The organism is Terrabacter sp. Root85 (assembly GCF_001429185.1).
Lineage (GTDB): Bacteria > Actinomycetota > Actinomycetes > Actinomycetales > Dermatophilaceae > Terrabacter.
In genome coordinates, this window is the sequence record NZ_LMIW01000008.1 from 1,103,808 (window position 1) to 1,117,252 (window position 13,445).

The window sequence follows — 13,445 nt, forward strand, 5'->3', positions numbered from 1 at the left end:
GCACGCTGCGCTACGGAGTTGAACGTTGGTTACAGGCAGGCGCGGAGGGCCCGGCAGAGCGCTTCGGCGCGGTCGTCAGGTACACCGCCGGGGCGGAGGGTTTGGTACCCGAAGGAGAGCTGCTGCTCGAGGTTGGCGAACCCCAGCTGACCACCGGCGCCGTCGTGGCCGAAACTTCCGGCGCCCGTCATGCGCCGGCGGAGGGAGTCGGTCATGAAGCCAGTTCCCCACCGGTTGCCCTCGTCGACGCCGACGTACGGTGCGCCGACCGAGAGTGGGAGCCGGGCGTCACGGACGGTGCCAGGCTGCAGCAGCCGCACCCCGTCCACGTCGCTGACGGTTGCGGCGTAGAGCTTGGCGAGGTCGTGGGCGGTGGTGACGAGGTTCCCGGCGGGGATCTCAGGCTCCAGCCAGTCAGCCCGGTTCACGGCGCTGAACAGATCCAGCCCGTCGAAGGCGCCCAGACCCATCACCCGGTCGAGCATTGCTGCGTCGACGGTGTCGATGGCGGGCGTCGCGTCGGGCGCGGCGGGTAGGGGCTCTCCGATCAGGGCCAGGTCGGGGTCGTCCAGGTGCGCTCCGAAGGTCATGTGCAGGCCGAGTGGCTCGGTGATCTTCTCGCGTAGCCACTGGCTCGGTCGCGATCCAGTGGCCCGGCGCAGCACCTCCCCGGCGAGCCATCCCACCGTCATGGCGTGGTAGGCGTATGCGGTGCCCGGGGCCCACAGCGGCGCCTGCTTCTCGAGCGCCTGGGTGACGGGCGTCCAGTCTTGGACCTGTTGCGCGGTGAGCGGCTCGGTAGGCGCGATCAACCCGGCCTGGTGGGCGAGGACCTGCCGGACGGTGATGGCGTCCTTGCCGTTTGCGGCGAACTCCGGCCAGTAGTGCGCGACCGGGTAGTCGAGCTCGAGCTGGCCTGCTTCGGCCGCCATGAGTAGGCAGACGGTGGTGACTCCCTTGCTGACGGAGAACAGCACGCTACGAGTGTCGTGGGTGAACGGGGCACCGTCAGAGCCGTCGGGGTGCTCGGTGCCTCCCGTGCGGTTGGTGGTACCGGCCCAGAGGTCAACGAGTAGCTTCCCGCCGACGTAGACCGCGCAGGCAGCGCCGGTGTCGCCGCGCTCATCGAAGTTGGCGACGAACGCGTCGGCGACGCGCCCGAAACCTTCGGCGACGTCTCCCTCGTACTTGGTGACGGTCATGACGACTCCTGCATGGATCGGTATTGAGGCGCTCGGCTCGGCGCAAACTGGTCTTGGACGGACGACACGGCGCCGCGGTCGGCGCGCAGACCATCGCCGTCAGCGTGAGGCTCCCCCGCGGGATCGGGAGGTGCCACCTCTGGGATGCTGCGTCCCCCAGTGGCGGAAGGGGCCGGGAGGGTCGTGTCGGGCACCTCGCTTCGCCATTCGGGGTAGCGGTGGCACGCCACTGACCGCCCGTCCGGCAGCAGCCGCAGCGGGGGCCGTTGTCGGCTGCAGATGTCGCGGGCGACGGGACAGCGCGACACGAAGGCACAGCTGCCGGCTCCGCCCGAAACGTCTGCGGGCAGGGCGGGCTGGGGCAGCTTGGCCTCGTGGACGAGCTGGCGCTGCTGTTGCCGTGCGCGTTGGATCGTGGGGTCGGCCACGGGCGCGGAGAGCAGCAGCTCGTGCGTGTAAGGGTGGGCTGGCTGCGCGGTGACGAGGCGGGTGGGCCCGACCTCCATGACCTGGCCCCGGTAGAGGACGGTGACGTCGTGGCAGACGTGCCGCACGACGGACATGTCGTGGGAGATGAACAGGTAGCTCACTCCGTGCTCCTCCTGCAGGTCGCTGAGCAGGTTGAGGATCTGTGCCTGCACGGACAGGTCCAGGGCGCTGACGGACTCGTCGCAGATGACGAGCCGGGGTGAGGTCATCAGGGCCCGCGCGATCGAGATGCGTTGGCGCTGTCCTCCGGAGAACTGGCCCGGCAGCCGGTCGGCCGCATCGGGGCTCAGGCCGACATCCTCGAGCATCTGGGCGGTGCGTGTCCGGATCTCGCTCTTGGACGGCACGCCTTGGGCGCGCATGGGTTCGGCCAGGCTGCGCCCGATGGTCCAGGACGGGTTCAGAGAGCTGTTCGGGTCTTGGAACACTGCCTGCAGGGTCCGGCCGAGGGACCGGCGTGGTGCTCCGGACAGGGTGGTGATGTCCTTGCCGTCGAGCTGGACGGTGCCGGACTGGACCGGCACCAGCCCGAGGACGGCGTTGGCGAGGGTCGACTTGCCGGAGCCGGACTCGCCGATGAGGCCCATGGTGCGGCCTTGGGGCACGGTGAGGCTGACATCGTCCAAGGCCCAGAACGTGTTCTCGGCGCGGCGGCGGCGGAACCCGACCCGAAGGTTGGCCACCTGTAGGACGGGCATGGTCGTGTCGTCGACGGCGGTGACGTCGGTGGAGTCCATGGTGCTCATCGCGGCATCGCTCCTTCGCTGACAAGCTCTTCGATGCGGATGCAGCGGGTGTCCGACTGGCCCGATACGGCCAGGAGGGGGATGGGGGCCCGCGTGCACTGGTCACGTGCGAAGGTGCACCGGCTCGCGAACCGGCATCCGGTTGGCCAGGATCCGGGTGGCGGGACCCTGCCCGGCAGGGTCGGCAGGCGCGAGCTTTCGGCAGCCAGGCTCGGCTCGGCGGCGAGCAGCGCCGCCGTATAAGGGAACCGGGGGTGGGTGAAGAGGGTCTGCACGTCGGCGCGTTCGACGACCTCACCGGCGTACATGACAACCGCCCGGTCGGCGATCCCGGCGATCACGCCCCAGTCGTGGGTGATCAGCAGAACGGCCATCTGTGTGCTCTGCTGCAGCTCGCGCAGCAACCGCAGGATCTCGCCCTGCACGGTCACGTCCAGTGCGGTGGTCGGTTCGTCGGCGACCAGCAGCTGCGGCCGGCCGGCCAGGGCGATGGCGATGTTTACGCGTTGAGCCATGCCGCCGGAGATCTCGTGCGGGTAGGTGCGCAGCACTCGCTCCGGATCCGGGATCTTCACCTGCTCGAGCAGCTCGATCGCTCGAGTCCGCCGCTGGGTGTGCGACGTGTCATCGTGGACGGCGATGACCTCCATCAGCTGACTGCCGATGGTGTGGGTCGGGTCGAGGCTTCCCAGCGCGTCTTGAGCGACGTACCCGATGCCCGAGCCGCGAATGGCACGGTAGGCGGCCGGGCCGCCGGCTACCAGGTCAGTGCCTTGGAAGATCACCTCCCCCGCGGACGCGGTGAGGCCCTCCGGCAGCAGACCCAGCACGGCCAGTGCGGTGACGCTCTTGCCGCAGCCGGACTCTCCGACGACGCCGACGACCTCCCCGAGGTGGATGACGAAGGTCGCGTCGTCGACCAGCGTGGTCGGCTGCGGCCCAGCAGTGGTGACGGCGAGGTGCCGCACTTCGAGCAACGCCGAGCTCCGCGCCTCGAGGGTTACCTCTCCGGGACGAAGTGTGGGCGTCCTCTCGTGCGCCGTGGCTTCTTTGGACGCAGGCTGTGCGTCGCGCCGGGCGGCGGCTGCTCTGCGGGATCGGCGGCTGGGCCGCGCGGAGTTGGTGGCCTCCCCGGAGGTGAGGTCCCGGATGGTGTCTCCGAGCAGCCCGAGGGCCAGGACGGTCACGGCAAGGATCACGCCCGGAGGAATCAACAGCCACGATGTCTCGGTGATGACGGTCGAGGCCTCGCCGATCATCCCACCCCACGTGGGACTGTCGGAGCTGAGCAGACCCAGGAACGCGAGGGCGGCCTGCACGCCCAGGGTGACCCCGGCGAAGACCGTCGCCTGCGCGAGGATGGGGCCCAGGACGCGGCGCAGGATGTGGGTCGCCATGATGCGGGCGTTGCGGACTCCGGCCACCTTGGCGGCGGTCACGAACAGCTCCTCCCGGACCACGAGCGTCGCCCCTCGGACGACCCGCACCAGACCAGGCGCGGCCAGGACCGCGAGGGTGACCATCGCCGCCGACGGGCTCGAGGAGAACACGCCGAGCACGACCAGCACGAGGATGATCGGGGGAACCGCCAACATCAGCTCGGTCACACGCCCCACGATGGCGTCGAACCTACCGCCTCTGTACCCGGCGATGATCCCGACCGGGATGCCGAGGACGAGGAACACGACAAGCGCGATGAGGGAGTTCTGCAGCGACGGGATGATGCCGTACAGCAACCGGCTCAGCACGTCCCGCCCAAGGGTGTCGGTGCCGAGCAGGTGGGTGGTTGATGGTCCTTGAAGGACCTCTGACAGGCTCTGCTGGTCCGGTGGGAACGGTGCGATGCTCGAGGCGAGCAGCCCCGCGAGGACCAACAGGGCCAGGTATGTCACTGCGGTGAACCCGCGCGGCTGGCGAAGCAGTGAACGCGCCCAGCGGGCTCGCGCCGTGGTCGCGCCCGGCATCTCGGCCGTCCCCGATGGTCCGAGGGCTGCGATTGGCTCGCTGAGGACTGAGTTCTCGGTCATGTCAGACGCACCCTGGGGTTGAAGTAGCCGTACGCCAGGTCCACGGCGAGGTTCACCACGATGACGATGAGGGTGAAGTACACGACGACTCCTTGGATGAGGGGGAAGTCATGGGCAGCGGTGGCCTGCACGGCGGTGCTGCCCAGACCTGGGATGGCGAAGATGAACTCCACTGCGACCGTGCCGCTCAGGGCACCGACGAACACCAGCCCGACGACGGTGAGGATCGGGATCGCGGCGTTGCGCAGTGCGTGACGGAAGAGGATCGAACGGTCGGAGATGCCGGCCGCTCGCAGGGTCCGCACGAAGGGGCGATCCAGCGCCGTGGCGACGGCGTCGCGGGTCTGTTTGGCGATGATCGCGACGGCCGGAACCGCAAGGGTGATAACGGGCAGGACGAGGGAGCTGGCCCACCCGATCGGGTCTTCGAGCGGATCCACGTAGCCGTTCGGGGGGAACAGCTGCAGCTCGACGGCGAACACCACGACGAGGATGAGCCCGAGCCAGAAGTCCGGCACGGCCAACCCGATCACCGACACGGTGTCGACCAGTCGGCCGATGCGCCCACGGCGGGCGCCGCGCACACCGAGGGCGATCCCGACCACAGCGGCCAAGAGCGTGGCACCGATGATCAGCGAGAGGGAGGCACCGATCCTGGAGTTCAGCTCGTCGACCACCGGGGTGCGGCTGATCAGTGAAGTGCCGAGGTCGCCGTGCAGGGCGTTGGTCAGCCAGTGCCAGTACTGCTCCCACAGTGGAAGGTCCAGGCCGAGCTGGTGACGGGCCTCCTGCAGCTGTTCCTCTGTGGCGTTCTGCCCCAGCAACGAGCGGGCAGCATCACCGGGGAGGAGACCGACAGCGATGAAGGATACGGCGGCAGCGGCCAGGACGAGTGGCACGGACCACAGGAGCCGCCGTGCGACGAGTCTGAGCATCAGGTGATCTCCGTCCGGTCCGCGCTCAGCCGGCCGGCCTGATCTCGGTCAGCCATGGCACGCCCGAGTTCCCAGAGGTGGCGTCGAGGCCGGTGATGCCCTTGGTCGTGTAGTAGCTCAGCGGTGCCCCGACCACAGGGACCGACCAGGCCTGCTCGACCAGGCGGGCGTTGATCTGCTTCTGCAGCGCCGCGCCCTGCTCCTCGTCGGCTGCGTAGTACTGGGCGTACAGCTTGTCGAGCTCGGCGTCCTTGTAGTGGAAGGGGTTGAAGGGTCCGGCGGGGTTGATGAACCCGGCGTACAGGCTTGCCATGTTGGCCAGGCCATAACCCATGACCGCGGTGGGGTACTTGGTCGACAGCATCCCGATGACGTAGTCATTGACGCCCGGCTTCGTCGTGATCTTCAGCGTCACCCCGGCAGCGGACAGCTGTCCGGAGATCGCCTGCATCAGCTTGTTCAGACCGGCCACCGTCGTGTCGATCGACTCGAGTGTGATCCCGTTCGGGTACCCGGCCTCGGCGAGAAGCTGCTTTGCCTTGGCAACGTCGTAGGGGTAGCGCTCGTTCAGCGCCGTGTCGTACGCGGCTTGCCCGGTGAGCGAGTACTGGCTCAACGCGAGGGCCTCGTCGCCGTAGAGCGCCTTCGCGATGGCCTTGCGGTCGACGGCGTAGTTCAGCGCCTGCCGGACCCGCACATCGCCAACTGGCTTGCTGATGGTGCCACTGCGATCGAGCAGGTTGAGCCCGGACATGGCCTGCGGCGGGGCGATGACGTTGAGCCCGGCGCTCTTGGCGGCTGAGAGCGTGGTCGGGTCACCGAGCGCGGCCTGGACCTGACCCGAGCGCATCGACTGGATCATCGAGGACGGGTTGGCGATGACCCGCAGCGTCACCTTCTTCCAGTGCTGCCGGTCCTTGTTCCAGTAGTTCGGGTTGGGCACGAACGTGTAGTGGTCGCCGCTGACGGTCTGGGCGGCGTCGAGCATGTACGGGCCGGCCCCGGCCGTGCTCTTGTCCAGAGTGCTGGGGTTGGCCACCGCTTTGGGGCTGGCGATGTTGCCGAGCCCGAAGGCCTGGGCGAAGTTGAACGTCAGGCTGGGGTCGCTGCTCTTGAGCGTGATCCGGACGGTCATCGGACCGGTGGCGTCGATGGTGGTGACGTTGGCGAGCAGTGGGGCCAGCGAGCCGGTCTTCTGTGCCCGCAGGTAGTCGAGGTAGGTCTTGACGGCCTTGGCGTCCAGGGTTTCCCCGTCGCTGAACTTCACCCCGTTTCGCAGCGTCATCTCGTAGACCTTGTTGCTGCTGCCTGCGACGTAGCCGAACTTGACGGCGAGCCCCGGCGCGAAGGTGCCGTCCGGCTGCATGACGACCAGCGGGTCGTAGGCCCACTGGTAGGTCGCGCCGTAGGCCGGGTCGCCCACGGCGGGGTTCAGCGAGGGCGGGCCGGCCTGGGTGCCGAACGTCAGCTCGCTGGGGGCAGCGGAGGCACTTGCGGTGTTCGTCCCGGCGCGGGAGCACGCCGAGAGCGCCACTACCGGCAGGACGGCAGCGACGACAGCGGCTCGGGTCAGGGCGCGGCGGCTGGGTCGGAAAGCAGGGTTCGAGGACATCTAAGACTCCGTTGGCTCAGTGCTAACTGCGTTTAGCGACTTTCCGGAGGTTAGACGCGTCAGTTGGGAACTGTCAAGGGCTAACCCGATATAGCAGTCGGGCTAACGCGGTCTAGCCCAGGCGCCACGCCTCCACTAGGGTGGGAGGGCAGCCACACCGGAGCGAAAGGACGAGCCACGTGACCGCGCAGAGCCACTCAGCCGACTCCTCTCCTGATGACCCCGACCACTCGCAGCGTGACCGCATAGGGAATGCCCTTCCCGAAGCAGCGCCTGGTCCCGAGAAGAGGCCGGCCATGTCCGCGAAGTCGAAGCGGAAGTCCACCAGACCAAGCCGCGGCCAGGCCGGCGCCGGGTCCCGTCGGGTCACCCTGGCGCAGGTCGCCGAGGCCGCTGGCGTGTCGCGTTCTGCGGCGTCCTTCGTCATGACCGGGCGCACCGATCAGCGCATCTCCGAGGAGACACAGGCACGGGTGCGCTCGGCCGCCGCAACCCTGGGCTACCGCCCGGACGTGACCTCCCAGATCCTGCGCACCGGGCAGTCCGGCACCATCGCGCTCGTGTCCGAGTTCGTGGCCAGCACCCCCTACGCCAACCGCATCATCGGCGCGGCCCTCGACCAGGCCCGCAAGCACGACACGGTGATGTTCATCGCCGAGACGCTCGGCGAGAAGGACACCGAGGAGCGCCTGCTGCACAACCTCCTCGACCGCCGGGTTGACGGGTTTGTCTACGCGTCCATGTTCACTCAGAACGTGACCATCCCCGACGTACTCCGGGGAGTCCCGCTTGTGCTGCTGAACTGCTGCGCATCTGACGATCGCGTCCCCATGGTCATCCCGGACGAGGTGGGGGCCGGGCGGACAGCGGCCCAGGCGCTGTTGCGCCATGGCCACCGCGACCGCATTCACTACATCGGCGGACCAACATCGGACTTCCGGGGAGGCCCCGAATGGGGTGGACGCGTGGGCACCGCCGTTCTCGACCGACTCGCCGGGGTGAAAGAAGAACTGGCCCACGCCAACCTGCGGCTTGCCGGCATCAGCGAGACCGACAACTGGGAACCGCGTAACGGGCGCGAGGCGGTAGCCAACCTGCTCGCCCACGGTACGAGGCCCACAGCGCTCATCTGTGCCAACGACCGCCTCGCCTTCGGCGCTTACCAGGCCCTCGCCGCTGCAGGACTGCGCATCCCAGAAGACGTGTCTATCGTGTCGTTCGACCACTCAGACCTTGCCGGCTGGCTCCAGCCATCACTCAACTCCATCGCCCTACCCCACGAGGAAATGGGCGCTCTAGCCGTCGACCTGCTGATGTCCGAGAAGCCGCGCACCGGCAAACACGCCATCCGCATGACCCTTCACCAGGGCAACTCCATCAGCACGCCTCACCCATCCTGAGGCACTGACCGCGCAAGGGACGTCCCGATACGACTTCCTCGGCAGGACCCCGCTCAACGCGGCTACTAAGAGACTTCACGCATGATCGATGTCGGGCCAGACTCGATCTAGGTGCTCGGCGGGACGCTCTCAATCGCGGCTGCCCACCCGGCTCGCTCGGGTGTGGCTCTCAACTGGACTGCGCCTCGTCGGGCACCGTGACGAGGCGTGGCTCAAGAGGGGACTGCCCAGCTCGTAGTAGCACTGCCCACCTCGCCGTTCTCCCTATCGGTTCGAGGAGTGCAGGAGGCGCCATGACGGGCGTGATCATCGGGGTCGATCCCCACAAGCTGTCGGCCACCATCGAGGTCGTCGACCAACACGGCCATTTGCTGGGGTCGGGCCGGTTCACGACCGACAAGGCCGGCTACGCCGCGATGCGCAGCTACGTGAAGTCGTGGCGGCAAAGAGCGTGGGCCGTCGAGGGAGCCAACGGGGCTGGAAGGCCACTGGCCCAGCGACTCCTCGCCGACGGGGAGCGGGTCGTGGACGTCCCGGCGAAGCTTGCCGCCAGGGTTCGGCTGTTCGACACCGGCCACAACCGCAAGACCGACGTGCTCGATGCGCACTCCATCGCGATGGTCGCGGTGCGCACCGCGGGGCTGCGTGAGTTGGCTCCTGACGGTGAGCTCGAGGCCCTACGGATGTTGGCCGACCGTCGCGACGAACTGGCCCAGCGTCGGGTGCAAACGGTGAACCGGCTTCAGCGGCTGCTGTCGGAACTCGTTCCAGGACAACGGAAGCGAGACCTGTCCGCCCTGCAGGCCAAGGCGATCCTGGCCTCGGTGCGGCCACGGGACGTTGCCGGGAAGATCCGGCGCCGGATGGCCGCGGAGGAGCTGGCCGACCTGGTCGCGGTCGATGCGAAGCTGAAGACGATCAAGGCCGAGCTACGCGCGGCGGTCCTGGGGCGCGGGTCGAGCCTGATGGAGATCACCGGTGTCGGGCCGGCAGGGGCCGCACGCATCTTGGCCGACGTCGGGGACATCGCCCGGTTCGCCGACCGGAACCGGTTCGCCTCCTGGACCGGCACGGCCCCGCTAGACGCGTCTTCCGGGGAGCATGTCCGGCATCGTCTGTCCCGGGCCGGGAACCGGCGGATGAACCACGTGCTGCACATCGCGGCCATCGTCCAGCTGCGTCACGACACCCCAGGCCGGGCGTACTTCCTGCGGAAGGTCGCCGCCGGGAAGACTCGGATGGAAGCACTGCGCTGCCTCAAACGGCGTCTGTCCGATGTCGTGTACCGACGCCTCGTCGCCGACGCGCGAGCAGCCGACACGGGCCCGGGAGGGCACTGCGGGGCGACTCTTCAATCCAGCGCGGTCGACCTGCACCCGCACATCGACACTTCGGACCAGCCACTTCCCGGACCCGCAACACCGACGCTACGCCCGACCCCGCCACCCCGAAAGGCCACACCACCAAAGGCGCACGCATCGGCCTCTTGACACAGAGGGGAGCCAGATGAGTGCGTTCTAGCGACCCAGTTCCCGGCGCAAGGCCGACGGCCACAGATCGAGGAGGGCGTCGGACTCAAGGGGAAGCGCACCGAAGTGCTCGACGAAAGAGACCGCCACCGCGTTGTTGACGTCTGCATCACCATCCCGGAATGACTGGTCAACGAAGTCAAGCAGGCGTCGAGTGAGTTCCAGGTCGCCGTCGTCGAAGGCGCTGACCGCCATTCGCTGAAGGTCGCCCATGAGGAGATGGAGCAGCAACTCCTCATCATTGTCAGCCAAGTGCTCCGCAACGACAGGCTTGGCCTCCGGAACGGCAGCCCGGAGTTGGTCGGCGAATGAGTCCCGTGTGATCACAGCGCCAGCATTACCGATGCGTCGCCCCACTTGCGGCAGATTCGGACGTCGTCCTCGGCGCGGGATCACCGGGCGAGCGGAGCTTCCGGGCTTACAGGTTCGGCCTTCAACGTAGAGTTTCGCCCCCAAGCGAGGAAGTGGTTACAAACTTTGTGAGCTTGTTCCAAGCAACAATGCGATGAAGCACCCACTGCTTCCTGTCCCGCCATCAGTTCTCCAAGAGTAGGTCATCATCGTGAAGTCTCCCTCGGCCTCCATCTTGGCTGCACGTTGCCTCGAGCAAGAGAGTGCCCAGTTGGGCACAGCCCTCCGCCGGGCCCATGACGCGCTGGACGCTCCTCGGCCGGGCTCGCCTTTGGCTGCCGACATCTTGACCATTGAATCGAGACCGAGACGGCAACGAGGTCACCTTCACTCCGTCCTGGCCTGGGGAAGGTACTCAGCAGCCGTTATAGCAGTTTCAACCGCACAGATGCTCGCCGGCGTAGGTCGAATGCTGACGGAACAGGCCATGTTGCCGCTTCCCGCCTTCGCGCTCGGACGATCAGTCCACGAGGCCGCTCTTCAGCTCTGTTCCCTTACAGACCCTAAGATTTCGACCCACGAGCGACTTGCACGCTGCGCAGCTCAACTAATCCGCGACACACACAGCGCCCGTTCGGTCCTTCAGTTGTTCCCCTCATCTACCGTCAATGGGGATCTCTCACGCGTCGACGCTGCGCGACGCGAGGCCCAGCGACTACTCCGTGACGGTGGGTTCGTTCTCAACTTTGGGAAGGCATCGCCGTCTGGCGACCCGAAGTCAGTGAGCCTGGAAGATGGTCCGATTGCCAACGTGTCACTGAAGATGACCGAGTTGGCCCAGCGATATACGCCGGGGGAAGAGCGCATGTATGCCGTGAACTCTGGCGCCTCACACCTGCACCCGTGGTTCTTGCAGGGCGTGGAGGGCGACCCCGCCACACTGGTTACGAGTGCTCTCTTTCCTCTTCTGGACTGCGCAGACGCCGTGGCAGCCAACGTGATGACCTACATCGGTGAAGATCCCTCTGCAATGCACAATAAGACGCACCTTCGCCGCATGGCTCTCTTGCGCCAGTCCCGAGGCGAGGGCAGCGGCCACGTTGCTGACTGGGCTGAGTACGCGGCAAAGCGGATGCGCGAGGGGCGATAGGCTCCGAGCCTGTTCCGCTTCGAGTGCGGTTCTCCCCGCACCGGAGCCACTCTTCCGTAGCCCCAACGGCGCGCCGGGGGAGGCGCCGTCGGCGCGCATGACGGGACGTTGGTGGTGGCCCATCGAAGCCTGTAGGCATCGGAACACCAATCTATCGCCGTGCTAGTTCGTCCAGCCAGGCCAAGAGTGCCCGCCGAACGATGCCGGCGAAGGTGTGGAAGTGCATCGGAAGATCCTTCGCCATCCAGAGGGTGTGGTCCCCGTACTGGGTCCAGTGACCAGACGGGACTTCTGCTGGTACCTCCAAGTCCCATACAGAAGGAGGTTCGAGCAAAGGCCCGGGAAACGGCGCTCCCGCGTGAAGCACCTGAGATCGGTATGAGTAGATGAGATTGATTGCCTTCTGGAGTTTCGAGAAGTCGAGTTGTGCCCATTCAGGAGGTCGCTCAGTGGGTGGCGTAGCTCCGAACTTCAGAAGGAACTGCTGAGTTGCGGCCGTGGGCCTGTTCAGCTTCATGAGCTCAGCCGCACGAGCCACCAGGCCCTCACCTCCCGCGTCCCGGAGCAGATCCGCCAGTTCTGGGTTCGTTTGAAGCAAGAGGTCGAGTTGCGAGGTGTCCCGCGTATGCCAGAGGGTCGCTGCCGTCTCGACGGCGCTAACGAGAAGGAGCCATGCGAGCTCCCCATCATCGTCAGCAACCCAAAGCGCCTGTCGGTACAGCCTGGCTGCCCGGACAACGGCGGTCGCATGCTTAGGATCCAGTGAGAAGAAGCTTTCGAGGCCGGACTTAGCGGTACTGAGATCAACCTGCCGCCCTGCAATGCCCGGTAGAAGCGTCCCTCGCTGAGGTGACGCGAGTGCAGGCTGCCGATGCATGAAAAAGCTCGGCCGGCCCGCAGGGTCGGCCTCGGGATCGGCCGAGAAGTCGCGGACTTCACCTCCACTTCTGAATCGCGCGCCCAGTATGAGGCTCAGCAGGCATGCCATCTGATCAGCGAGCGGAACGGCGACGTAATGATCAGTGACGGACTTCCGAGGGGCCTGCGGTCCGTTGGGATCGACTGGTGCGCGAACCTGCAGGTACCACCCAACTCGAACCACCGCACCGGCCGAAGCGCTGACACTGCCCCCAGCAGGCGGGATGCCGAGTGCGTTGAAGATTTTGTAAGGCTCAAGGCCATCCGCGATCTCACCAACGACATGAGCATCGGAGTACAAAATGGCCTCGTACCCGCCTTGGAATCCCTGACCGGCCGTGTACGCCTGCCAGTTACGCCATAGGTCTGGACCGGTCCATGTAGATTCCGCGGACTCGAGTCTTGCCCGGGCTTGCTTCCTCGGCATGAGTGCTCCCACTCGGGCACCGACATCTAGGAGCCACTGAAGCCGCCGGGGCCTGGCCTCAGGTCCACTCAAAGTGGCCCCCCATCGTTCCGGTAGACGGACGTCCTCGAAACCGCCTCATCACCCAACTCGAAGTGGACTCCGTGGTTCGAAGCAAGCTCAACTAGGTCTTGTTGGTTGAGCTGGGACTTGGCGCTCAATGCTCCCGCAACGGTAAGGACTAGGTCCCAATGGGTGAGCATCAAGCCCTCGGCGCGCTGTTCGGTGTCCTCGACTGAGATTGCTTCTACCTGCGCCGCAAGGGCCTCGAGCTTACCTCGGTCGTCGTGGTGACCACCGTTCAACCAGACGTTGTAGATCTCCTCCTCGTCCAATCCGATGAGCCGTAACCATCGTTCCTCTGCGGCCCAGCCGGCGGCGAAAGCAACAGCTTCATCGTTCAGGTTCACGTGCAATCCACGAACCGGTTGGACCTCGTGTTCGTCTGTCTTGGCGATTGCTCGCACGATTGGACGACCGATAACCAAATAGGCAACCGCATGCCCGGCCTCATGGACCGTCACTCGCTCCTGGTGACACCTGCGCACGGCTCTTGCTTACCACGCGACAGAGGTGGCCGTCCCCATGAGCCTCGAGCGCTCCGGCATAGGTTGATCCGG

General features: G+C 66.6%; 10 protein-coding genes. 2 read left to right on the top strand and 8 right to left on the bottom strand.

Going from position 1 to position 13,445, the window contains the following annotated elements; all coding sequences use genetic code 11:
* Positions 1 to 29: 29 nt before the first annotated feature.
* From ASE25_RS11585 to ASE25_RS11605, 5 genes are read right to left on the bottom strand one after another with little or no spacing between them, the layout of a single operon-like run.
* Entirely contained in the window at positions 30 to 1,202 is a 1,173-nt protein-coding gene (locus ASE25_RS11585; RefSeq protein ID WP_056825454.1) for a serine hydrolase, read from the bottom strand.
* Positions 1,199 to 2,437, bottom strand: a complete 1,239-nt coding sequence (locus ASE25_RS11590) for an ABC transporter ATP-binding protein (protein ID WP_082622827.1) — start codon at positions 2,435 to 2,437, stop codon at positions 1,199 to 1,201. The genes ASE25_RS11585 and ASE25_RS11590 overlap by 4 nt, the downstream gene beginning before the upstream one ends.
* A complete protein-coding gene (locus ASE25_RS11595) occupies positions 2,434 to 4,464 on the bottom strand; it encodes a dipeptide/oligopeptide/nickel ABC transporter permease/ATP-binding protein (RefSeq protein ID WP_157623396.1) in 2,031 nt (676 codons plus the stop codon). The genes ASE25_RS11590 and ASE25_RS11595 overlap by 4 nt, the downstream gene beginning before the upstream one ends.
* The gene (locus tag ASE25_RS11600; protein ID WP_056825458.1) at positions 4,461 to 5,399 is read right to left on the bottom strand and encodes an ABC transporter permease; all 939 of its coding nucleotides are present in this window, start codon (positions 5,397 to 5,399) and stop codon (positions 4,461 to 4,463) included. The genes ASE25_RS11595 and ASE25_RS11600 overlap by 4 nt, the downstream gene beginning before the upstream one ends.
* A 25-nt stretch (positions 5,400 to 5,424) precedes the next feature.
* The gene (locus ASE25_RS11605) at positions 5,425 to 7,011 is read right to left on the bottom strand and encodes an ABC transporter substrate-binding protein (protein WP_082622828.1); all 1,587 of its coding nucleotides are present in this window, start codon (positions 7,009 to 7,011) and stop codon (positions 5,425 to 5,427) included.
* 296 nt (positions 7,012 to 7,307) lie between these two features.
* Here ASE25_RS11605 and ASE25_RS11610 point away from each other — a divergent pair, with 296 nt between their 5' ends.
* A complete protein-coding gene (locus ASE25_RS11610) occupies positions 7,308 to 8,411 on the top strand; it encodes a LacI family DNA-binding transcriptional regulator (RefSeq protein WP_056825462.1) in 1,104 nt (367 codons plus the stop codon).
* A gap of 293 nt (positions 8,412 to 8,704) precedes the next feature.
* Positions 8,705 to 9,901 carry an IS110 family transposase gene (locus tag ASE25_RS11615; protein WP_056825463.1) on the top strand — a complete coding sequence of 399 codons (1,197 nt, stop codon included), beginning with the start codon at positions 8,705 to 8,707 and terminating at the stop codon, positions 9,899 to 9,901.
* Between the two features lie 27 nt (positions 9,902 to 9,928).
* Here ASE25_RS11615 and ASE25_RS11620 read toward each other — a convergent pair whose 3' ends face one another.
* From ASE25_RS11620 to ASE25_RS11630, 3 genes are all read right to left on the bottom strand, one after another.
* A complete protein-coding gene (locus ASE25_RS11620) occupies positions 9,929 to 10,267 on the bottom strand; it encodes a hypothetical protein (protein ID WP_056825465.1) in 339 nt (112 codons plus the stop codon).
* Between the two features lie 1,325 nt (positions 10,268 to 11,592).
* A complete protein-coding gene (locus tag ASE25_RS22775; protein WP_157623397.1) occupies positions 11,593 to 12,429 on the bottom strand; it encodes a hypothetical protein in 837 nt (278 codons plus the stop codon).
* Between the two features lie 425 nt (positions 12,430 to 12,854).
* A complete protein-coding gene (locus ASE25_RS11630; RefSeq protein ID WP_056825470.1) occupies positions 12,855 to 13,235 on the bottom strand; it encodes a hypothetical protein in 381 nt (126 codons plus the stop codon).
* Between the last annotated feature and the right edge of the window lie 210 nt (positions 13,236 to 13,445).

Coding starts and splice junctions, on each gene's coding strand:
- ASE25_RS11585 (WP_056825454.1), bottom strand. CDS start 1,202: ATGACCGTCACCAAGTACGAGGGAGACGTCGCCGAAGGTTTCGGGCGC.
- ASE25_RS11590 (WP_082622827.1), bottom strand. CDS start 2,437: ATGAGCACCATGGACTCCACCGACGTCACCGCCGTCGACGACACGACC.
- ASE25_RS11595 (WP_157623396.1), bottom strand. CDS start 4,464: ATGACCGAGAACTCAGTCCTCAGCGAGCCAATCGCAGCCCTCGGACCA.
- ASE25_RS11600 (WP_056825458.1), bottom strand. CDS start 5,399: ATGCTCAGACTCGTCGCACGGCGGCTCCTGTGGTCCGTGCCACTCGTC.
- ASE25_RS11605 (WP_082622828.1), bottom strand. CDS start 7,011: ATGTCCTCGAACCCTGCTTTCCGACCCAGCCGCCGCGCCCTGACCCGA.
- ASE25_RS11610 (WP_056825462.1), top strand. CDS start 7,308: ATGTCCGCGAAGTCGAAGCGGAAGTCCACCAGACCAAGCCGCGGCCAG.
- ASE25_RS11615 (WP_056825463.1), top strand. CDS start 8,705: ATGACGGGCGTGATCATCGGGGTCGATCCCCACAAGCTGTCGGCCACC.
- ASE25_RS22775 (WP_157623397.1), bottom strand. CDS start 12,429: ATGGCATGCCTGCTGAGCCTCATACTGGGCGCGCGATTCAGAAGTGGA.